General features: G+C 38.8%; 22 protein-coding genes, 1 tRNA gene and 3 pseudogenes. 3 read left to right on the forward strand and 23 right to left on the reverse strand.

The genetic code is table 11. The features are described from left to right. The 8 genes from NQ550_RS21685 to NQ550_RS21720 form a co-directional block, all read right to left on the reverse strand. The gene (locus NQ550_RS21685; protein ID WP_008708263.1) at window positions 1–483 is read right to left on the reverse strand and encodes a LeuD/DmdB family oxidoreductase small subunit; all 483 of its coding nucleotides are present in this window, start codon (window positions 481–483) and stop codon (window positions 1–3) included. 159 nt (window positions 484–642) lie between these two features. Continuing rightward, complete coding sequence (locus tag NQ550_RS21690; RefSeq protein ID WP_008708264.1) at window positions 643–1,833, reverse strand: phosphopentomutase; 1,191 nt, start codon at window positions 1,831–1,833, stop codon at window positions 643–645. Between the two features lie 120 nt (window positions 1,834–1,953). Then, entirely contained in the window at window positions 1,954–2,397 is a 444-nt protein-coding gene (cdd, locus tag NQ550_RS21695) for a cytidine deaminase (protein ID WP_029677283.1), read from the reverse strand. 18 nt (window positions 2,398–2,415) lie between these two features. Next, window positions 2,416–3,201, reverse strand: coding sequence for a uridine phosphorylase (gene udp / locus NQ550_RS21700; RefSeq protein WP_025581079.1), 786 nt, complete (start codon window positions 3,199–3,201; stop codon window positions 2,416–2,418). A gap of 424 nt (window positions 3,202–3,625) precedes the next feature. Then, window positions 3,626–4,018, reverse strand: coding sequence for a DUF1254 domain-containing protein (locus tag NQ550_RS21705; RefSeq protein ID WP_025581080.1), 393 nt, complete (start codon window positions 4,016–4,018; stop codon window positions 3,626–3,628). Between the two features lie 214 nt (window positions 4,019–4,232). Next, window positions 4,233–4,946 (reverse strand): IS200/IS605 family accessory protein TnpB-related protein, encoded by a 714-nt coding sequence (locus NQ550_RS21710; protein WP_259838856.1) that lies wholly within the window; start codon window positions 4,944–4,946, stop codon window positions 4,233–4,235. Between the two features lie 17 nt (window positions 4,947–4,963). Continuing rightward, window positions 4,964–5,563, reverse strand: a complete 600-nt coding sequence (locus NQ550_RS21715) for a hypothetical protein (RefSeq protein WP_259838857.1) — start codon at window positions 5,561–5,563, stop codon at window positions 4,964–4,966. A 317-nt stretch (window positions 5,564–5,880) separates the two neighbouring features. After that, window positions 5,881–6,942 (reverse strand): Fic family protein, encoded by a 1,062-nt coding sequence (locus tag NQ550_RS21720; RefSeq protein WP_044997026.1) that lies wholly within the window; start codon window positions 6,940–6,942, stop codon window positions 5,881–5,883. Window positions 6,943–7,357: 415 nt separating this feature from the next. Here NQ550_RS21720 and NQ550_RS21725 point away from each other — a divergent pair, with 415 nt between their 5' ends. After that, window positions 7,358–8,677 (forward strand): IS4 family transposase, encoded by a 1,320-nt coding sequence (locus NQ550_RS21725; protein WP_118568905.1) that lies wholly within the window; start codon window positions 7,358–7,360, stop codon window positions 8,675–8,677. Between the two features lie 246 nt (window positions 8,678–8,923). Here NQ550_RS21725 and NQ550_RS21730 read toward each other — a convergent pair whose 3' ends face one another. From NQ550_RS21730 to NQ550_RS21740, 3 genes are all read right to left on the reverse strand, one after another. After that, window positions 8,924–9,145, reverse strand: coding sequence for a hypothetical protein (locus NQ550_RS21730; RefSeq protein ID WP_173698303.1), 222 nt, complete (start codon window positions 9,143–9,145; stop codon window positions 8,924–8,926). Beyond that, window positions 9,142–9,732 carry a helix-turn-helix domain-containing protein gene (locus NQ550_RS21735; protein ID WP_259838861.1) on the reverse strand — a complete coding sequence of 197 codons (591 nt, stop codon included), beginning with the start codon at window positions 9,730–9,732 and terminating at the stop codon, window positions 9,142–9,144. The genes NQ550_RS21730 and NQ550_RS21735 overlap by 4 nt, the downstream gene beginning before the upstream one ends. Before the next feature lie 374 nt (window positions 9,733–10,106). Then, window positions 10,107–10,316: a DUF6219 family protein gene (locus tag NQ550_RS21740; RefSeq protein ID WP_008392833.1), complete on the reverse strand. Its 210-nt coding sequence runs from the start codon at window positions 10,314–10,316 to the stop codon at window positions 10,107–10,109. A 99-nt stretch (window positions 10,317–10,415) separates the two neighbouring features. Between NQ550_RS21740 and NQ550_RS23115 the strand changes: the two genes are divergently transcribed. Together NQ550_RS23115 and NQ550_RS23120 are read left to right on the forward strand one after the other, a co-directional pair. Further along, on the forward strand, window positions 10,416–10,655 hold the full coding sequence (locus NQ550_RS23115; protein WP_465220386.1) for a penicillin-binding transpeptidase domain-containing protein: 240 nt from the start codon (window positions 10,416–10,418) through the stop codon (window positions 10,653–10,655). Next, window positions 10,652–10,708, forward strand: a pseudogene (locus NQ550_RS23120) (hypothetical protein); the annotation flags it as partial. The gene NQ550_RS23115 and the pseudogene NQ550_RS23120, both read left to right, overlap by 4 nt. 73 nt (window positions 10,709–10,781) lie before the next feature. Here NQ550_RS23120 and NQ550_RS21750 read toward each other — a convergent pair. The 12 genes and pseudogenes from NQ550_RS21750 to NQ550_RS21810 form a co-directional block, all read right to left on the reverse strand. Continuing rightward, window positions 10,782–11,657 carry an ABC transporter ATP-binding protein gene (locus NQ550_RS21750; protein ID WP_015521697.1) on the reverse strand — a complete coding sequence of 292 codons (876 nt, stop codon included), beginning with the start codon at window positions 11,655–11,657 and terminating at the stop codon, window positions 10,782–10,784. Window positions 11,658–11,661: 4 nt separating this feature from the next. After that, the gene (locus NQ550_RS21755; RefSeq protein WP_015521696.1) at window positions 11,662–12,321 is read right to left on the reverse strand and encodes a hypothetical protein; all 660 of its coding nucleotides are present in this window, start codon (window positions 12,319–12,321) and stop codon (window positions 11,662–11,664) included. Beyond that, window positions 12,322–13,386 carry an ABC transporter permease gene (locus NQ550_RS21760; RefSeq protein WP_025580963.1) on the reverse strand — a complete coding sequence of 355 codons (1,065 nt, stop codon included), beginning with the start codon at window positions 13,384–13,386 and terminating at the stop codon, window positions 12,322–12,324. An 83-nt stretch (window positions 13,387–13,469) separates the two neighbouring features. Further along, window positions 13,470–14,489 (reverse strand): HAMP domain-containing sensor histidine kinase, encoded by a 1,020-nt coding sequence (locus NQ550_RS21765; protein WP_242833687.1) that lies wholly within the window; start codon window positions 14,487–14,489, stop codon window positions 13,470–13,472. A gap of 149 nt (window positions 14,490–14,638) precedes the next feature. Continuing rightward, window positions 14,639–15,313, reverse strand: coding sequence for a response regulator transcription factor (locus tag NQ550_RS21770; protein ID WP_025580965.1), 675 nt, complete (start codon window positions 15,311–15,313; stop codon window positions 14,639–14,641). 123 nt (window positions 15,314–15,436) lie between these two features. Next, window positions 15,437–15,649: pseudogene (locus tag NQ550_RS21775) on the reverse strand (hypothetical protein); the annotation flags it as partial. Window positions 15,650–15,656: 7 nt separating this feature from the next. Further along, window positions 15,657–15,953, reverse strand: coding sequence for a hypothetical protein (locus NQ550_RS21780; protein ID WP_008708038.1), 297 nt, complete (start codon window positions 15,951–15,953; stop codon window positions 15,657–15,659). A gap of 9 nt (window positions 15,954–15,962) precedes the next feature. Beyond that, window positions 15,963–16,961, reverse strand: coding sequence for a DUF6017 domain-containing protein (locus NQ550_RS21785; RefSeq protein WP_025580966.1), 999 nt, complete (start codon window positions 16,959–16,961; stop codon window positions 15,963–15,965). Between the two features lie 78 nt (window positions 16,962–17,039). After that, a complete protein-coding gene (locus tag NQ550_RS21790) occupies window positions 17,040–17,951 on the reverse strand; it encodes a ParB/RepB/Spo0J family partition protein (protein ID WP_025580967.1) in 912 nt (303 codons plus the stop codon). Next, window positions 17,941–18,726, reverse strand: a complete 786-nt coding sequence (locus tag NQ550_RS21795) for a ParA family protein (protein WP_005334870.1) — start codon at window positions 18,724–18,726, stop codon at window positions 17,941–17,943. Before NQ550_RS21795 ends, NQ550_RS21790 begins: the two co-directional genes overlap by 11 nt. Before the next feature lie 14 nt (window positions 18,727–18,740). Then, window positions 18,741–19,706 (reverse strand): annotated as a pseudogene (locus tag NQ550_RS22725) (ParB/RepB/Spo0J family partition protein). A 326-nt stretch (window positions 19,707–20,032) separates the two neighbouring features. Continuing rightward, window positions 20,033–20,106, reverse strand: a tRNA-Arg gene (locus NQ550_RS21810). Window positions 20,107–20,226: the final 120 nt, after the last annotated feature.

Consider the following 20,226-nt stretch of genomic DNA (forward strand, 5'->3'; position numbering starts at 1 on the left):
TTACTTCTCCTCCTTGTTCAGAGATGCGATCAGACCACCCTGATTCAAAATATTCTGCATATATTCCGGAAGCTTTGTACAGGAATATGTTTTTCCGTTAGCTTCAACTGTTCCCTCTGACATATGAAGAACCATCTTATCTCCGGTATTTACTTCGTCCGGAAGATCTTTGCAGACAATTACCGGCAAACCAATATTAATAGAGTTTCTGTAAAAAATTCGTGCAAAAGATTTTGCTACAACTGCCTGTACTCCCAACGCTTTCAGAACACCAGGCGCCTGCTCTCTGGAAGAACCACATCCAAAGTTTTCTCCACCTACCACGAAATCTCCCGGTTTTACTTTCTTTGAAAAATCCGGATCCAGAGATTCAAATGCATGACCTTTCATCTCATCCAGATTAGGAAGTAACAGATACTGTGATGCTATGATCTGGTCTGTATCCAGGTCATTATGAAATTTAAAAATTGTTCCTGTTTCCATAAAAACGGTTTCCTTTCTGTATCATTTTATCTTTTTACAATTTATCACTTGTCTCTCTTTAACGATTTAGTCAGATAAATTCTTTTCCTATTTTAGCACAAAAGACAGGAGATTGAAAACGCCTGTTTTCAATATTCCTGTCTTTTTTTACAATCGTTATTACATTAACTCTTTTAAAACAGAATGTCCAATTGTTCCCTCAGGCATTGGCACTCCAAAATTCTCCGCCACAGAAGCACCGATCACAGCAAAAGTATCTTCGTCTTTTATCGCACCGCCATTTTTCATTCTCTTTGAGTAAGCAATGAATGGTACATATTCTCTTGTATGGTCAGTTCCTGTATAAGTCGGATCATTTCCATGATCTGCAGTGAGAATAAGCAGATCATTCTCTCTCATTTCTTCTAACAACACACCCAAATTTTTGTCAAATTTCTCAATCTCTTTTCCGTAACCTTCCACATTTCTTCTGTGTCCCCATAATGCATCAAAATCTACAAGATTAACAAAACATAACCCTCTGAAATCTCTCTTGCAGATTTCAATTGTCTGCTCCATTCCATGTACAGAGCTGTCTGAATGATGAGTTTCTGTAATGCCTTCTCCGCAAAAAATATCATGAATCTTTCCAACACCGATCACATCAAATCCATGATCTTTCAACACGTTTAACGTGGTAAGTCCGGTGGGTTTCAATGCATAATCATGACGGTTACTGGTACGTTTAAATTCACCTTTTTTCTTACCAATGTACGGTCTTGCAATAACTCTGCCAACTCTCCATTCATCCTTCATGGTAATTTCTCTTGCAATTTCACAGCAGCGGTACAGATTCTGAAGATCAAAAGTTTCTTCATTTCCGCAAATCTGAAGAACAGAATCAGCTGAAGTATAAACAATCATTGCACCCGTCTGAATCTCCTCTTCACCCAATTCCTCAATAATCTCCGTTCCGCTTGCGCTCTTGTTTCCTATCACTCTTTTTCCGCATCTTTTCTCCAGTTCTGCGATCAATTCCGGCGGGAACCCTGTTTCTGTAAAGGTTTTAAATGGTTTTTCTGTTTTGATTCCCATCATCTCCCAGTGTCCGGTCATGGTATCTTTTCCATTGCTAGCTTCACCCAGATGCGTATATCGCCCCTTGGGATTCTCAACACCCGCCATTTTTCCTGCCGGATGAAGATTCAACATTCCCAGTTTTCTAAGATTTGGGATCTCCAGAGAGCCCATTTTCTCAAGAATATGTCCAAAAGTATCCACCCCAATGTCACCAAATTTTGCTGAATCCGGCATTGCCCCGATCCCCAGAGAATCAAGTACAATTACAAAAATTCTGTCGTAATTTTTCATTTATGTTTACTCCTTCTCTTACATTTTATTAATCGCTGACCTTTTCCTGTTCCCTTTTATTCGTCATTCACTTTTTTACTTTTCGCAATTAAAAATCACTTGCAATGATGGGCGTTTACCTTATATTTCTCGGGAATTTATCAGATTTCGTAGTCCAAATCCCAGCGGTAGCAAATCCTTCAGTGTGTAGATATCATAATGTTCTTTATCTATTGCCAGAATAATCCGAAATGTCTCCGGATCACAGAACTCCATCATTACCTGACGGCAGACACCACAGGGAGCTGTATACTCTGTCAAAATCCCATCTTTTCCACCCACAATACAAATTGCGTCAAACTCCCTGACGCCTTCGCTCACTGCTTTAAAAATTGCGGTTCGTTCTGCACAGTTCGTAGGTGTATATGCTGCATTTTCAATGTTACACCCTGTATAAATCTGTCCGTTTTTTGTAAGTAATGATGCACCAACCTTAAAATTTGAATAGGGTGTATAAGAAAATTTGAGCTGTTCCATTGCATTCTCAATCAGTTTGCTGATCATTGATTTTTCCAGATTCTGCATTCTCTGTCACCTCCGTCCTTACAGAACTTGTCCCTGATCTTCTTTAATCATTCTGCGGATTGCCTCTACAGCTACCCGGATTGCCATGTCTGTGTCATGTACAACCGGATTCTCAAGACCCAGCTTCTCTCTCTCCTGATTTGCCAATACCAACAGACAGGAACCCATCCTCGCCCTGAGTTTACCGGCTACGATGAAAAGTGCCGCAGATTCCATTTCAGAAGCAAGACATCCCATTCGTTTCCAGGCTTCCCATTTATTGATCAACTCATAACCTGCCGGCATTGCTTCCGGCTCATGCTGTCCATAGAAAGAATCTTTGGACTGTACCACACCTGTATGATATATAAATCCTTTCTCCTTCGCAGCTTCAACAAGAGCATTGGTCACATCCAGATTTGCCACTGCCGGATATTCAATTGGCGCATATTCTCTGCTTGTTCCTTCCATACGTACTGCTGCTGTCGCAATTACAATGTCTCCACTTTTTATTTCCGTCTGCATTCCACCACAGGTTCCGATTCTGACAAAAGTATCCGCTCCGCAGCGATACAGCTCTTCCATTGCAATGGACGCTGATGGGCCACCAATACCGGTTGACGTTACACTGACCTTCACTCCATCCAGTGTTCCTGTATAAGTGATATATTCCCTGTTGTCTGCAATCAGCACAGGATTATCAAAATACTGTGCAATCTTTACACATCTTTTCGGATCTCCCGGAAGGATCACATAACGGCCCACTTCACCTTTTGCCACTTGAATATGATACTGTCTGTTTACATCTTCTGAGTAATTTTTCATAATCATCCCATCCTTTTCGTTTTCACGTGAAACATCGGTTGCCACTGTTTAACAATCCTCTTAATTAATGCATTTAAGACAGTTCAACAGGATTTCATGTTCTGATGAGCTGAATCAATATACATTATTTACAAGAATTACTATAGTATCTTCCTTTTATTATGATTATAAATCATATACCTGTATGAGAAAAGTTCTTTTTTAGACCTGAATCCAATATCCGTCCATATGCAAATATCTTCCTTGTTAATTTACGGTTATAAAAAAACTGAGGTCGTCGCTCCACGATAAGGAACTCTGACCTCAATGGATTTGTGGCTGTTTTATAAGTTAACTCTCGAGAGGTAATTAATTCTCATATTATTAACTACATATCTTGAATAAACCGCATAAATAAGCCATTCTTTTGAATCGAGAGTTAATTTTACAGGAAGTTAAGAAGAGTATTTCCATCCGCATCCTGCTCTATCTTTGGATACAGCGCAACTTCAACTGTATTGGCACCAAGCCCTGCAAGAGCTACCAGTGCACGATAAGCATATTCTGTATTGAAATCTCCGATCGGTTCACCAAAATAGTCCCACTGACCAAGCTTTTTTGAGAATTTCTGGCCCTCTTTGATAAGCTTTAGCCGAATTTCTGTCAGCATTGTCTTCCAGTTTTCTGCAACATCACCGGTAAGAACAGAAGTGTCAAATTCCATACCAGGACCTATATTCACAGCTGCTATTTTTTCAAGCATTTCCTTATCCGCAGCTGCCGGAGAATTCTTTACCATCAACTCATTGGCCTTATTAAAAAATGTGATCGGATCCACATTAGGAGTCACCACAGTCCTGAATTGTGCTTCCGCCCCAAAGCTTTATGGGTGAACCTCACATGACTGAAGTCACATGCTTCCAGACGCTTTAGGCGTCCGACTGAATATCGGTGGATACGCCTGTAACTTAGGTACGCAGTTATGCGCATTTCCCATGCCAGATATGGCAGGTTCCCACATTACAGGTAGTCCGCTGTATATCTGCCTGTATCTATGCTGCTTTTAAACGTTCCATTTCTGAATGGAGTTTCCTCAGATCTGCATAGACGCATGAGGTTCTACGCTTTAGAGGAGGGACTTTTGCCTCCAGTAAAGACCTTTCCGTTGCCGGAAGGGGTTTTAAAAGTTCCCTTATAAAATATCTCGCCCCTATATTATAGGATGCTGACAGGTCACAATTATATCGTTTTCCTGTCTGGAAAGTACAGAGGCTGTGATTTTCCCGGTCACGTGTTACCGTCCCGGAACCATCATAAGCCAATCTGCTGGTATTCCATGCGCAGATCCTGGATACCCGCATCCCTTTCCTGTGTGCCTGATGTTCACAACACTTCTGGATATCTCTTTTTCTCCACAGGTGCAGTTTCTGTTTTTTCTTTCCCGATATCTTCCCCTGCATCTCCAGATACTCGAACACGATCACATCTGCATGGTTTTCTTCCGCATATCTTACAATCGCACCTGCAGTCTTTTTACCCAGTTCTGTGTTCAGACGTTTCGTATATGCCCATCTTCCCTGTGTCTGCGCAGAGCCATGTTCCCTCTGGAATCTGCGGATCCGTCCCAGTGTGCGGTACATCCGGTCTTTTTCACTGGGATGATCTATGAATCTTCTTCCCAGGACAGTTCCGTCTGCCCGCATGATCGTACAGACTGCATCGGTATTGATCCCTAAGTCCACGCTGCAGATAATCTGTTCTTTCACAGGTGTTTTGGTAAGTGTTACTTCCTCTTTATATAGGAAAAACGCAAAAAATACTTCTGGTGTCTCTTTTCCAGAGTCGGGGCAGATGCCTTTTTCCCTGACCAGCATTTTCTCAGATATTCCATATCCGTATGATCCAGACGTACACAGGACCATTTCCAGTCATGACCGTCATAGAGTTTCAGGTATGCTTCGTCTTTCCCTTCCGCGCCTTCACGATACATGACATCACGGTAGAAGACCGGCATGGCGTGATTTTCATATACAAGCTTTGGTTTCCCGCTCTTTCCGTCGGTCTTTTCCCACAGATCCAGCCGTGTTTTATAAGAGGATACTGTCCCCAGTGCATGCTGGATGGCAGATCTGCGCAGATAGGAAGGCATCTTTGGGAACCGGATATCAAAATCAAAACAGGCATGGTTTTTCTTCGTAGTATGTACCAGATGTTCTGCAGCATTAAAACGCCTCTTTGCATCCGGGATTTCTGCTAATTCTTCCCATACCTGCACATAAATCCCAATCAGATAGCTGACAGCAAAACGATAGATCTCCAGTGTCTGGCAGATTGGGATATTCTGTTTTCGTAATTCTACACCATAACTGGATATTATCTGCATTTTTATTTTTCCCTGATAACTCTTTTCTCAGATTCTGTTGTTTTTTCTACTACCCATGGCTATATTTTAGCACATATAGCGCTAAAAATAAACATATGTTTTCCTTTGGGTAAAAAATTTGCGCGTCTAACTCATCACTAAGTAACGAGAATGCGACGCGCAATTATTCAATTAAACTTCCTATCGAAAGCACAAGATATTTTCTTGTCTATAAATAATATAACGCATACGAGACGGTTTGTCCATGCGTTTTTGACTGGCAAATTGGTTAATTCAAAGTAGTACTATTATTATTATGGAAATCTGAAAATAATTTTTCAAATACGAACATAACCGGTGGATGGACCTGCACCGACCTTTGCGATATACCCACTCTTAACTAAATCTGTCAGTGTTCTTTCCACGGTAACCTTACTTATGTCAGGGCATAGTTCCATAATTTCCTTCTTCGTTATCTTACCGACCTTATTATCAATCACCGCCTTAATTCTATCCGGTTTGGAAAGATTATGGTACTTCAAATGTTCTACACGGCTTTCGAATTCATTGTATGCTTTCAGTATGATACCCAGATAATATTTAACAAAAGGCTCATAGCTGTTTTCGCCCTCATACCAGCCAGTAGAACTTGCTTGAAGGGCTTCATAATATGTTTCTTTCGTTTTTTCAATCAGCATTTCCATGCTGACATACTTTCCAACGATATATCCAGCCTTATAGAAAAGCAGTAAAGTGAGCAAACGGCTCATCCTACCATTTCCGTCATTGAAAGGATGGATGCACAGAAAGTCCAGAATGAACATAGGAATCAAAACCAGTTTATCAATGCGGTCAGCTTCCCATGCTTCAAGGAAACGAGCGCAAAGTTCGTCTATTGCTTCTGCAGTCTGAAAAGCTGGAGCGGGAATAAAACGAGCTTTCTGGTGTCCCTCGGCATCGGTTTCTGCAATTACATTGTCTGAATTCTTATGGGTACCACCGATGTTTCCTTGGGAATAAGAATATAAATCACGATGTAACTGTAAAATAATGTTTGGTCTTGGAGTGATATATTCATAACTTTCGTGAATCGTAGCCAGCACTTCACGGTAGCCGGCAATTTCCTGTTCAGACCGATTACGTGGCTCTGCTTTCTGACTTACCAGTTCTTCCAAACGTTTATCACTTGTAAATATACCTTCAATTCGGTTAGATGCTCCCGTACTTTGAATTAAAGCAACTTCCAGAAATGTTTTCAGTTCATCTATGTTTGCTTCCAGAAATAATTCCTGTTTACCTTTATGCTCATGAATACTGCCAATCATCTGAACAATTTCAGGTGTCAGCAACTTCGCAGGATTTGTAATATAATCAAAATTTCTCATTGAAATCTCCTTCATTTTGAATTTATCTCCATCATTTTAATGCTAAATGATGGAGATTTCAATAGATTTGATGGAGATAGATTCTCCATATGCACAATAAATGTTACTGTTCACTCCGTTCACAGTAACGTAGCCAAAATTCATTCCAGATTGCCTACGGCAATGGAATTTCGGCTTGTATGTCTCGGGATTTTGGCATATTCATGCCAAAACACCTCGCGGGACAGTGGTGTGTGAACCAATGTCATTAACTTAAGAGATTGTTGCTTGTTAAACGGGCAATGCTCTCTCTGATACCTGCTTGATATTTCCTAAAATATTACTTGACAAATACTCCTCAATATGCGGCGTTATTACTGATCAATCAGTAATAACGCCCTTTAATTAGGCACTGTTATTTTTAATTACTTAATCAAAGGAGTATTTATTTATGAACTATTCAGATTCTATCAAAGCTATTTTACTTGCTGCTATCAATGATCTTTCCAAAACACCGGAAAAATATGCTGTCAAACCCGGAGTTGATTTTATCAGAAACAGAAAACTTGGTTTTAAAGATTATATGCTGATGTTTCTGACTATGGAAGCTGACTGTATCAGGGAAGAACTGTACCGTTTTTTCGGACGTACTATCGATGCACCTTCCAAAGCGGCTTTTTACAGACAGCGTAAAAAGATCAGGGAAGATGCTTTTCGGAATCTTCTTCTTGCTTTTAACAGGAAACTTCCTAAAAAACTATATAACGGTAAATATGAATTCTGGGCCTGCGATGGTTCTTCCTGTGATATTTTCCTTAACCCTGAAGATAAGGATACCTATTTTGAACCAAATGGTAAATCTACCAGAGGATTTAACCAGATCCATATCAATGCTATGTTTTCTTTACTTGATAAGCGTTTTACTGATATTTTAGTCCAGCCTGCCCGAAAGCGAAATGAGTATTCTGCTTTTTGTTCCATGGTTGATTCTGCAGATATCCATGAACACTACAAAGTCATTTTCTTTGGGGACAGAGGTTATACTTCTTACAACAACTTTGCCCATGTGATTGAAAAGGGGCAGTACTTCCTTATCCGATGTAACGATAAAAGAGCTTCCGGAATGATGGGATATCCGGTTGATACCCTGCCAGCTTTTGATGAAGATATCTCTCTTATACTGACGAGGTCTAAAGCTGTAAGCAAATATTCCAGACCTGAACTATTCTCTTCATACCGATACATTTATCAGAATGCTCCGATGGATTATCTCAATGATCAAAGAACGGAATATGACCTTGCTTTACGTTTGTTACGCGTACAGCTTGATGATGGCTCTTATGAAAACATTGCTACGAATCTTCCAGAAGAAGAGTTTAAAGCTGAAGATTTCAAAGCTCTTTATCATCTGAGATGGCAGGAGGAAAACTCTTTCCGAGATTTAAAATATTCCCTGTGTCTGAAAGCGTTTCACTCAAAAAAATATGATTATATTGTGCAGGAAGTATGGGCAAGAGTTATTCTATATAATTTCAGTTCCAGCATAATCATAAATGTAACTATTGATCGGGAAGATCGTGCTTATGAATATCAGGCGAATTATTCATCCGCGCTTAAAACATGCAGGGATTTTTTAAGGATTCACGATGGGATAACAAAGATAAATGTAGAAGGTCTGATCGCTCAAAATATTGAGCCGATCAGACCTGGAAGAACCTTTGCCCGCCAGCATAGGTTTAAACTTCCGATGAGTTTTTGTTATAGACATTAGCATTAACTCATATATTACTATATTTCATCTTTAGACAAATTTCAATGTTAAATATTGATTTTGTCTTTTTGTTATACCCAAATTTCAGTAAAACATTGTATCTTAATCCCTCAATATCCCCTTTTTTATCATAATCAAATCCTTCTGCTGATATTTTCATCAATGCAGTATTAGCAAATTGCTTAAGTTAATGACATTGTGTGTGAACAGTAACCAATAAATATACTCATTGGGATATAGAATTCATTACTTCATCGTCTTCGCCAACGAATTGAGTAATGCCCGCATCTCTGGATTAGCCAATACTTTTGCCAGAAGTTCCGGATCGACTTCATCCAATGCATTCAACGATTCTTTTCTTATACGCTGTGATTCTTTGTTGATGAAGACATCCAGCTTATACCAATCCTGACCTTCCAGGAATTTTTGAAAACTCTCTTTTGTGATCCTTTTCTTTTCTGCAATCACAATGAATTCAAAAAATGACTATACTTTGGATTATCAAGAGTTGTATATACTGCACTTCTGGTTGTTCCAAGCAGCTGTGCCATCTCAGGCATCGTAATTGTTGCATCTTCCAGAAGAGCGTCTTTTTCTCTGTCTTCCTTTGTTCGATACCGAGACTGGCTTTTATACCAGTTTTGAAAAGATTCTTTTGGTATTCGTTTCCAGTAATCGACAATAACCGCTTCCATTTGATTTTTCTTGAGTAATTCATAAACAAGATAATCATCAACACCTAACAGATCCGCGACTTCCTTAACGGAATAGGACCAGGATTTCAATTCTTTCCCCGGTTCTTCTCCGGTAACTTTATGATATTTAATCTGATTGGCGTACCATTTTTCAAAGCTGGCAATATTGATTCGTATCTTTCCGGCAATCTCTTTAGATTCAAAAACATTTTTATGCACCAGCCAGTATCGATCTGTCTTTTTTAATCCCAGCAGCTTTCCCATTTCCGGCACGGTCATCCAGGTTCGCTTTTGTGTTGGACGCCGTTTGTAAGGACTTTCTTCTGATATCTTCGAAATGATTTCTTCTACATCATCCATTTCCGAAACTTCTTTTTGTTCTGCAATCGTATCTTCCAGCCAATCTTTGATATAAAGAATTTGATGAACTGCGCTTTGCTGTCGACAACGACGGAACAAATATTCTTGTAATCATTAATAAGGGTGAGATTACTGGTGCAGTTGACATTGACAATATGTATGAATCTGCTTCTTCACACTGCGATGATTTCAAGGATCTCCGCAATGATGATGAAATAGTTAGCAATAGGGAGTGGATCCTTAACAAACTTGCCGAAGCAGAAAACGAATAGTATATTTGGTGGCTACACCCCCAAGCCCCTGTAGAATAAATAACGCCAGTACTGGATATCAAAAATCCCGCACCGGCGTTATTTATTAAAATATTTTGTTTTTTAATCTTCAACACTCTCTACTGAAACTTCTTTTTTCTTCCTACTTTTACCAGAAATCATCTTGTGTCCTGTATAAATAGCCATAATCATGCAAAGCAAAGAACTTGCTGCAAAGTACTTATGGCCTTCTTTTGATCCCTTATAACCTGTATAAAAAGTTCCAAGCATTGTAATCAGTGCACCGATAGACCAATATTTATGTGATTTCATTCAGATACCTCCTGCCGTTTTTCTTAATCATATACCTTTTAAAAGATATATACAAACTGGTATTTTGAATCAATCGACAAGCAGCTCGGATCTTCCACTATAAATTCATACCTTCAGCAAATAGGATATGGCAATAAAAATATATCCGGAGATTTCTCTTTCTACTGGATGCAGTCATCCTTAAAGATTTCACCAGTAGAACAAGTTGAACTTTTGAAAAATTTATATCGAAACAACTTCAACTTTACTCCTGCTAATATTCATGCCGTCAAAAATTCCATCCATCTTACCGCCTCTGAAAATGGAGAATTTATGGAAAAACCGGAACCGGACGAGTGAACGGGCAGGATATAAATGGCTGGTTTATAGGTTTTATAGAAAGCCAAAATAATACATACTTTTTCTCCACAAATATTCAAAGCGAACAACGTGCAACTGGTAGTAAAGCATCAGATGGTGCTTTATCTACTCGTATTGATTCGTCACATAAATATAAGCATCTTCCAACGTTGCAGGAATTGACATACACTCCAATTCTGGCTGTATTTCAGAAATCACTCTTAACTGCAATCCCCCCTCAACATACTGTTTAGATGTAATACGATACTTCTGTTCCACTTCTCTTGCTTTTCTCTCATCAGGTACTTTGCAAATCCAGATTTTCCCCTGTGCTTCTTCTGTCAAATTCTTCATAGAACCCGCATACAGAAATCGACCTTTATGCATAATTGCAAGCTGATTGCAGGTGGCAGCTAAGTCTTCTACCACATGAGTTGAAAACAAAACCGTTCTGTTTTCAGAAAAATCTACTAACAAATTGCGGATGCGAATACGTTCCTCCGGATCTAAACCGGTAGTTGGCTCATCCACAATTAAAAATTCCGGTTCATTTAAAAGCGCCTGCACCAATCCTACCCGTCGCTTCATACCGCCTGATAACTGCTTCATTTTCTTCTTACGATGTTCTATAAGACTGGTCTTTTTCAAATAATAATCTATCCGCTTTCTACATTCTGCTTTCGGAACACCTGCCAGATCTCCCATATACTCCAAACACTCCTGAACCGTCAAATTAGGATACAGTTCAATTTCCTGTGGTAAATACCCTATCTTTCTTTGGATTTTTTCATAGTTTCCTTCGCTATACAAAATTCCGTCTAATGTAACCATTCCGTTTGTAGGTTTAAGCACAGTGGTCAAAACTCTCATCAAAGTTGTCTTTCCCGCTCCATTTTCTCCCAATAGTCCAAATATCCCATTTGGTATATCTAAATCTGCATGGTCGATTGCTGTGACACTATTCTTAAATCTTACCGTTAAATCCTCAATATGAATACTCATAAATTTACCCTCTCTTTCTTACGATCTTCGGCAATGCCAGTAACAAAATCAGTCCGATACAAATACACAAGCCTTTCCCATACAGCCATGTAATATCGGCAGTATTTTCTATATCTCTAAAAGAATAAGAAAACAGATTCCATGCTCCAAAAAGTTTATCTCCACCTGTGGAATTTGTTGCTACCCATATCAAAAGACTGCTTCCAATTCCCATCCACATATTGCGAAAAAGCATAGACAATGTATTAGCCAATATTCCCCAAAAGAAAATAGTTACTACAATCGCCCCAAAACAGGTAATAAACTGAAGTATTTCACTTTCTGTTACTGGATGTGTAATTGGTTTCTGAAACGCAAAAAACAATCCATATCCAAGAACAGCGAGCAGCAGCAAAAAAGTTCCCTGTATCATCAGTCTCTGTATAATAGAATAGATTCTCTTTTTTATCTGATACAGTCTCTGAACTTCGGAACGGTTGCTTGTAATTTCCTGCACATAAGTATCTGCACAAAAAACAGCAGTCAATATCGCAAAAGGCGGCTCTATGGATAGTCCTATTTCATATGTGAAAACAACTGCACGAATCACACTTAAAATTACAACAAAGGATACTGCATAAGCAATTTTATAAAATGGCAGAACAATCTTCATTTCCTTCTTCATTTATATTCGCCTCCGCTTCCAAATCTGTATCGAAATCAGTATAATTACTACCGATACAATAATAAGAAAACTTTGATTTAAGAGCGCCATCGGGGGCGGTGTCGTATCAAAAAGCTGCCCCGGAAATCGTACCATGATTGCCAAAGGTTTGCCCCAATATCCGTAAACTCCCTCTGCATTAGTTCCGCCCAAATTGGAATACACCATATAAAGAATCAAAAGTGGTACACCCGGAAGTGGATTTTTAAATATGAGTGAAATCAATGTATATATACTCACAATCATCAGCATATTAGGCAATATATAAAGTACCGTAGAAGCCACAAAATCCCATAGTCGCACTTCAAATCCACTATCCTTTGTATAGATGCGGCACAATACCCAAAACAGTATATTCAAAATAGTTAGCACAAGCAAACAAATTGTAAATCCTGCACTCACTTTTCCCATTACATACTTCCCGGCAGTCACAGGCTTTGTATGCAACAATTCATAAGTATGCTTTTTTGTATCTTGTAAAAATAAAACCGCCAACATAATAATTGCAAAAAACACCATATACAGACCCGCAAAATCAGCAAATTTTCTTGCGTAATAAAAAGAAAATGTCTTATCTTCCAATTTTTTATCTAGATATGCGTTGATTTCTTCTGCCGTTCCCTTATAATACGTACTGTCCTCGTATAAACACCTTGCCCCGTACCAGTCATATTCCTGCTCCAAATACGCATAGGCCTCTTTTAAATTCATGCTTTCCAGCTTTTCAATGACATTCTGTGCTTCTGAATCCGTCAATCCAAACACATCCGTTAATTTTATTTTTACCTTTTCATGCCATACCTCTCTGTGCTTTTCAGGCGTGGCTGGAATATAGCCCTCATACACTTCTCCTTCAACCGAAGTGTTGGACTGATCATTGATGATTTCCTCCCCCGTTGTAAGATAATGTGTGGTTAAATATGGACTTGTCGCATTAAACACACCATAAATCACAAGCAGAACACCTACCCAAAATAACGGTCGCTTTAGATAATTCCTAATCTCTCTTTTAAAAATAGCAATCATACGTATTCCTCCTTTCCTTCGTTATAGACATCATAAAATATAAATCACAACAAAAAGACAACAGTATAAAAAAATCGGACCGCTCATGCAATCCGATGAAATACTGCTGTTATTACAGCTCCACTCTGTTTTTCATTTTCTATCAATAACTGACCACCATGCTTTTCACAATACAATCTGCTGATATACATGCCCATTCCTGAATGTTTCAAACTGTCTTTCACATTTTGCTGATAAAAAAGCTCTGTTGCCTTTTGCTTATCTATTGTAAATCCCACTCCATCATCCTTTATTCTGATCTGTAATTCAGAACAGGTAAGAAACACTTCCATTTCCACTTTTGTCTTGGCGTAACGAAAGGCATTTGACAAAAGGTTTTCTATAACCTCTAAAATCACTTCCTTATCTCCTGAAAATTTTTCTTCTGTTTCCGAACATTCTAATTCATATAGCTTTCCAAATTTTTTCCTAAACACGTTCATCTCTGCCCGTACGTCTATTTCTACCTGTTTACTGGTAATTTCTTCTGCTACTAACTCCCTTGTATCTAAACTGCTCATCTTTCGCATAGTTTCCACAAAGATATCCATACGTTCAATCTGTTTTTTGCTTTCATTTACCATTTCTAAGGCTTGCTCCATATTTATCTCTTTCTTCGGAAGATATTCTGAAAGCATTTCCTGATACCCCTCCAGCACAGAGAGCGGAGAACGTATATCATGTGCAATGGCAGCCCGCAAAGCCTTTTCTTCCTCAAGCATTTTCCATAACTGTTGATTATTCTCTGCCAGCTGTCCTCTCATTCGTTCAAACTCTTTGCACAATCCGCCCATCTCATCTTCATTTTCATAAGTGATATGGAAATCTAAATTATTTCGACCAACTTGTCGGGAAGCCAGTTCTAATTCTTCGATAGGGCATTTCAGTTTATGCTTATAAAAAAGAAATACCGCTATAATACTCCCTGCAACAGATACGATAAGCACTGTAAATGTCTGAAGAAAATCACATATTTCCGATACATGATAATCAAATTCTTTCATTTCATAAGAATGTGGTCTCGGAACATCTGGCAAATACCTTCTACCATCCCCTTCAGCCATTTCAAAATATTCTTCTTGGTCTACATAATTCCACCAAATGTTGTTTTGTACTGTGCTTGCTATTCGCATAATTAGTGCTGAAAGATAAAAACTAATTATTAAACTAATTATCATATACAAAACAATGGTTTTCCTTAACGAAAGATTTTTTATTTTGCCCATTTATATCCCCTCCCCCATACCGTTGCAATATATTCGTGTTCCGAATACATTTTCATTTTCTTGCGGATTCTGCGAATCAACTCCGTAACCACCCGGCTGTCCCCTTCTGCATCATATCCGCCAATCTTCTCATAGATTCGTTCTTTATCAAATACCATTTCAGGGTTCATAGACAAAAATTCTATGATCTCATACTCTAATTTCGTAAGCTCTAAAGCATTCCCTTTAATATGTACACATTTACTGGCATAGTCAATCACTAATTCTCCATAAAACCTTTGTTCTTTTTTCCTATGTAAACGTTCTTCACGTTTCAAATGGGCAATAATTCTAGCATCTAATTCTTTCAAACTGAATGGTTTTAAAACATAATCATCACCACCAGACAACAATCCCATTACTCGATCCTGTTCTTCTACTTTTGCAGTCAAAAAAATAATCGGACAGGAAACCATATCTCTGATTCTTCTGCACACTTCAATTCCGTCCATTCCCGGCATATTTACGTCCAATAAAATAATATCGGGATTTGCACTTATCTTTTCCATTGCTTCTATGCCATTTTCTGCAATCATTACCGTATAATTCTTCAATGTAAAGTATTGATTCAGCATTTTTAGCAATTCTCTATCATCATCAACCATTAAAATTTTATAGTTCATAAATTTCACCTCTGGCTCTAATGTTATCTTTTCCTTATAGTATAGCTTATAAAAAACAACAAATAAACAACAATTCCTAAAAGGCAACAGCCTTTCTAAACTGCCGCCTTTTCTCCTTCATTTTATTTCCATTTTTGGGACAACATCATACAGGGTTGGTGCCTGATGACTTAATTTTACTCCATTTTCATTTGCATCTTTAAGCAGATTCTTAACTTTTTCTCTTGAATTCTCCGGTACTTTCATGTACTTCCACATAAATGCTACCACATCAGATGGTGTGTCTTTTTTTAGTGGTGGTAACTGAATATAATCATTGTTTTCACTCATTTTCATATTCTCCTCACGATATAATAAAATCAATAATACGTTCTCTTGTCATGTCCAGTACAGTATCTACGAACACTCCTGCAAAAAGGATCAGATACAGAATAACACTCAGCGAAAACAGGAATGCAACCTGTACCCAATCATGGTAACAGTATGCAGTCGCTATGATCAATAAAGTGAATATAAACCCAAGGATTCCTCTGACAACCGCATAAGTCTGTACTGTCATTTTTACTGCCAAGCCGATCACAAAAAGGATCAGCCATACCGGCAGTAATAATATCTTCCCAGCAAATTTTAAAATAAACATGTGCACCTCCTATCTTACCAGTCCTGGCATATCATGGTTCACCTCTGCCTGATAATACCCGTTCATCGTTGACGGTGCATTAAACAGGGCTGCTAACAAATATTTCTTGATATTCTTCACCTTTGTGGTGTTACCACTCATACAGTGTAAGACATACTCGATATGTGAATAGGTCAGCATCAGAAATTTTTTCTTCACCAGTGATGCCGGATACCAATTGCTGGCAATCAATATCTTGTCGTTTTTACACATCACAGTTTCTACGATCAGGTTCACGATTTCATCTACCTTTCGCATATCGTCATGATGGGTTACTTTCAGTGATTCATAATCAATGGTCTCTTTGACAAGGTTTTCATAAGCCTGATAATCCTCAGAGTGATTATCGCTATCAAATCTTTTCTCATCCACAGATATGATAGGATTAGATTTATTATCATTCATTTCAGTATCACTAAGATTAGTATTATTAGGGTTTGAAATGTAAACTTCTTGAAGTTTGTTTTCGGGACTTCTAGAAGTTTGATTTTGGGACTTCATGAAGTTTGAATTGTAAACTTCTGTAGATTCCTCATTTTCCACAGAAGTTTGTTTTTTAAACTTCTTTAATTCCTCTTCAAATTTTTTCTCATCTGTTTTCTCGGGCATAAAGGTTTTCACGTAGATAACGTTCACCTTTCCAAATCCCTGTCTGCGTTTTTCAATCAAACCAATTCCTGTTTCGTCATCCAGTTCTCTCATGGATTTGATGGCTTTATTTCTGCCACAGTTCAGTAATTCCATGATATCTTCGATGGAAAAATAGATATATGCTCTGTTTTTGTCATCAAACCACTGATTCTTGATGGAAAGAGACATTCGATCCAACATCAGTCCATATAAAATTTTAGCATCGCTCGATAAATCTTTAAAGTAACTGTCTGTAAATAATGCTTTTGGTATGCGGTAGAAGCTGAACTGATCAGCTTCGGTACCGTAAAAATAATTAAATGTCATTTTTTTCTCCATAATTTCCTCCTTTCATTTTCTGCTAAGAAGTCCTCTTTTTAAACTTCTTTGACTTTGTTTTCTTAGCTTTTTCTATCCTTAACAGGACTGTTCCTGCATCCACTTTTCTAATAATGATTCAATCACCTGCTCCATATCTTTGGCTGTATAATCATCCGGAAAGTACTTTGTCAGTTTCTTTTCTGAGAAAGTGAGAGACCTGGATACTTTCTTTGCCATCACACAGTTATTGAAAATTGATAACATCTGGATCTGATTGATTGGTCCATCATTCAGCTGATTTCTGAGTGCTGCAATCTGCTTTGGCTTAATAAATCCGGTGTCGCTGATATATTCGTAAATCCATTCCTGTACTTCCTTATCGATGTAGGAAATATCTACGGCAACCGTGAACTGAAGCTTTTTGTTATCTACCAGATCAAGAAGTTCTGGTATTAACTCTGTCAGTCGGATGTAACGCTGAATCTGCTTAGAACTTTCTCCAACTTGATCTGCAAGTATATTTCTCGATATTACTGGTTTCAACTTCTGGTCATTTTGACCAGAAGTTATATCTGTCCTGCTTCCTTGTCTTTTCATTGCCTCAAGTTTCATCTTATAAGCAAAAGCTTTCTCACTTGGCAACAGTTCCTCTCGCTGAATGTTAGCGTCCACCATGGCCACAATGGCATCATCATCCGATAATTCTCTTACGATTGCCGGAATAGTCGTAAGTCCTGCAAGATGTGCCGCATGCATTCTTCTGTGACCGGATACCATTTCATATTCTTCATTTTCATTCATGCGAAGTAGTACCGGTGTCAATACTCCATTGATCTTTACGCTTTCAACCAGGTCCTGCATCTTTTCATCATCCAGCACCTTGAACGGATGATTCTTAAACGGATGGATCTTACTGATCTCTATCTCCATTGCAGATTCTTCATTTACCACACCAAGCAGTTCATCTATGCTTGCCAGTTTAATCTTTTCGCCACTTCTATTTTTCATTCTTCAAAACCTCCTGTGTTAAGTTCTTATATGCCTCGGCAACTTTTCCTTTCGGACAGTGCATGTAAATACTTTTTCCCTCTGCACTGGTCTCAGCTGCTTTTACAGACATCGGGATCACATTTTCAAATACTTCTATCTGGCTTCCGTATGTTGTATGTACTCTCGATGCAATGTCCCTTGCGTAATTGGTTCTGAAATCAACCATAGTCAACAGAATGCCCTCAATCGCCAGTTTCCGGTTCAGCCTTTTCTTTACTGTAAGAATGGTCTTGATCAGCTGCTGAAGTCCTTTCACCGGCAGATATGCGGCCTGTACAGGTATCAGCACGGAATCGGAAGAGACCAGTGCATTGATTGTCATCATACCAAGACTTGGCATACAGTCGATCAGGATATAATCGTATCGGCCTCTTATCGCATCGATATATTCCTTCATGATCATTTCTCTGCTCATAACATTTCCCATCGTTACTTCCAGGGCAGAAAGCTCAATATTTGCCGGAAGTAGATCTACATTTTCCTGGTGATGTAAGATACCATCTTCCAGAGAGATTTCTTCTTCGTTAATGACATCCATCATAATCGTTGCCAGTGTGATGCGAAGATCATCCGGTTCCTCATATCCAAGACTTGCGGTTAAACTTCCCTGTGGATCCGCGTCGATCAGCAACACTTTCTTACCTTCTCTTGCCAGTCCAATGCCTACATTTACGGTTGTGGTGGTCTTTCCGACGCCACCTTTCTGGTTTACTACGGATATAACTTTACACATGATTTCTTCCTCCTTTAACTTTCCCATGATTCTTTTTTCCATAATTTCAACAGTGCCAGTATTTCCCGTTTCATCATTGCCGGTGTATAAGAATTTGGAAAATACTTGTGCAACTGCTCGTTTGTGAATGCCACTCTTGTGATCTCACCCTTTTTCACTTCACACATGATCTCTTCCATCTTTTCCAGTGACAACTGTTTTTCTTTACTCAGTTGCCGGATCCTCTGGGCCTGTGAGAGTGATGGGATTGCCTGTGCATACTCCATTGCTACAAGCAGTTCTCTTTGTTCTTTTTCACTTAATGCAGCTATCTCTACAGCCGGACAAAAAGAAATAATCTCATCATCCAGTTTCTGCAACATCTCCGGTATCAGTTTTGTCAGTGAGATATAACGCTGCACCTGTTTTGGGCTATCACCACAATCTTCACTGATGATTTCTATTGCCCGCTTTCTTGGTGTTTTGTGGTCAACTTGGCTCTTTTTTCGACCACTTTTTCTTTTTAATACGTCATTCTTCAGTTTGTAAGCAAAAGCTTTTTCACTGTAGCTGATCCGTTCTCTGTGAAGATTGGAATCTACCATGCTCAAGATGGAATCATCTTCACTTAATACCCGGATGATTACCGGTACTTTACGCTATCCCAGTTTCTCAGCAGCATGTTTTCTTCTGTGACCGGATATGATCTCATAGTATCCATCCGGTACCGGTCTGACGATCAGCGGATTTAAAATTCCATACTTCTCAATGCTTTCCTGCAAAAGAAACATTTCCTTATCATCTTTTACCTGAAACGGGTGCTCTTTGAACGGACGAAGACGCTCAATCTCAATTTCTATGATTCTTTCTTCGTTTTCTCCTGATTGTCTGTTTGGCTCAGTCATCTTGACTCCTTTCCTCCAGGATTCAGGAAATAAAAAATGCCTGCCTGGAACTTTTATAGATAGTAAAGTTCCAAACAGACATTGCTGTTTGACCATTAGCTGTAGCTAATAGAATTGAATACTGTTTCAGCTAATTCATGTTTGCAGGTTTGGGAGAGATTGTTTCTTTTCCCGCCTTTTTTCTGATTTACATCCCCGAATAAGGGGTGACAACGGAGCGGAACCCAAATGTTAGCTGGACTTCTTAAAACCCATGTTTGCAAACCGGTAATTTTGATTAGCTGTCAGCTAACAAAAATCGGATTTCGTTAGCTAGAAATTGATCATTTTGAATGGAATTTTGTGTCACGAACGTGATTTAAAAATAACAAAAGCGTTCGTTGTCAGCTAATCCAGCTAACATTTTCGAACGCTTTGAAGCCCGTCGCCAAGAGGATTTGAACCTCCGACCCCTCGCTTAGGAGGCGAGTGCTCTATCCAGCTGAGCTATGACGACACATGCCGCAAACCCTTGATTTTACTGGGGTTCTGGGATTTTTCCCTTCGGCCATATATAAGATTATCAACTCTTTTTTGAGTTGTCAATCTACAGATTTTTTTGAGTTGGTAACATTAG

This window comes from Blautia wexlerae DSM 19850 (assembly GCF_025148125.1).
Classification (GTDB): Bacteria; Bacillota; Clostridia; order Lachnospirales; family Lachnospiraceae; genus Blautia_A; species Blautia_A wexlerae.

Excerpts from the sequence above, each read along its gene's own strand:
- NQ550_RS21685 (WP_008708263.1), bottom strand. The coding sequence starts at position 483 with ATGGAAACAGGAACAATTTTTAAATTTCATAATGACCTGGATACAGAC.
- NQ550_RS21690 (WP_008708264.1), bottom strand. The coding sequence starts at position 1,833 with ATGAAAAATTACGACAGAATTTTTGTAATTGTACTTGATTCTCTGGGG.
- cdd (WP_029677283.1), bottom strand. The coding sequence starts at position 2,397 with ATGCAGAATCTGGAAAAATCAATGATCAGCAAACTGATTGAGAATGCA.
- udp (WP_025581079.1), bottom strand. The coding sequence starts at position 3,201 with ATGAAAAATTACTCAGAAGATGTAAACAGACAGTATCATATTCAAGTG.
- NQ550_RS21715 (WP_259838857.1), bottom strand. The coding sequence starts at position 5,563 with ATGCAGATAATATCCAGTTATGGTGTAGAATTACGAAAACAGAATATC.
- NQ550_RS21720 (WP_044997026.1), bottom strand. The coding sequence starts at position 6,942 with ATGAAGGAGATTTCAATGAGAAATTTTGATTATATTACAAATCCTGCG.
- NQ550_RS21725 (WP_118568905.1), top strand. The coding sequence starts at position 7,358 with ATGAACTATTCAGATTCTATCAAAGCTATTTTACTTGCTGCTATCAAT.
- NQ550_RS21735 (WP_259838861.1), bottom strand. The coding sequence starts at position 9,732 with ATGGATGATGTAGAAGAAATCATTTCGAAGATATCAGAAGAAAGTCCT.
- NQ550_RS21740 (WP_008392833.1), bottom strand. The coding sequence starts at position 10,316 with ATGAAATCACATAAATATTGGTCTATCGGTGCACTGATTACAATGCTT.
- NQ550_RS21750 (WP_015521697.1), bottom strand. The coding sequence starts at position 11,657 with ATGAGTATTCATATTGAGGATTTAACGGTAAGATTTAAGAATAGTGTC.
- NQ550_RS21755 (WP_015521696.1), bottom strand. The coding sequence starts at position 12,321 with ATGAAGAAGGAAATGAAGATTGTTCTGCCATTTTATAAAATTGCTTAT.
- NQ550_RS21760 (WP_025580963.1), bottom strand. The coding sequence starts at position 13,386 with ATGATTGCTATTTTTAAAAGAGAGATTAGGAATTATCTAAAGCGACCG.
- NQ550_RS21765 (WP_242833687.1), bottom strand. The coding sequence starts at position 14,489 with ATGGCTGAAGGGGATGGTAGAAGGTATTTGCCAGATGTTCCGAGACCA.
- NQ550_RS21770 (WP_025580965.1), bottom strand. The coding sequence starts at position 15,313 with ATGAACTATAAAATTTTAATGGTTGATGATGATAGAGAATTGCTAAAA.
- NQ550_RS21780 (WP_008708038.1), bottom strand. The coding sequence starts at position 15,953 with ATGTTTATTTTAAAATTTGCTGGGAAGATATTATTACTGCCGGTATGG.
- NQ550_RS21785 (WP_025580966.1), bottom strand. The coding sequence starts at position 16,961 with ATGGAGAAAAAAATGACATTTAATTATTTTTACGGTACCGAAGCTGAT.
- NQ550_RS21790 (WP_025580967.1), bottom strand. The coding sequence starts at position 17,951 with ATGAAAAATAGAAGTGGCGAAAAGATTAAACTGGCAAGCATAGATGAA.
- NQ550_RS21795 (WP_005334870.1), bottom strand. The coding sequence starts at position 18,726 with ATGTGTAAAGTTATATCCGTAGTAAACCAGAAAGGTGGCGTCGGAAAG.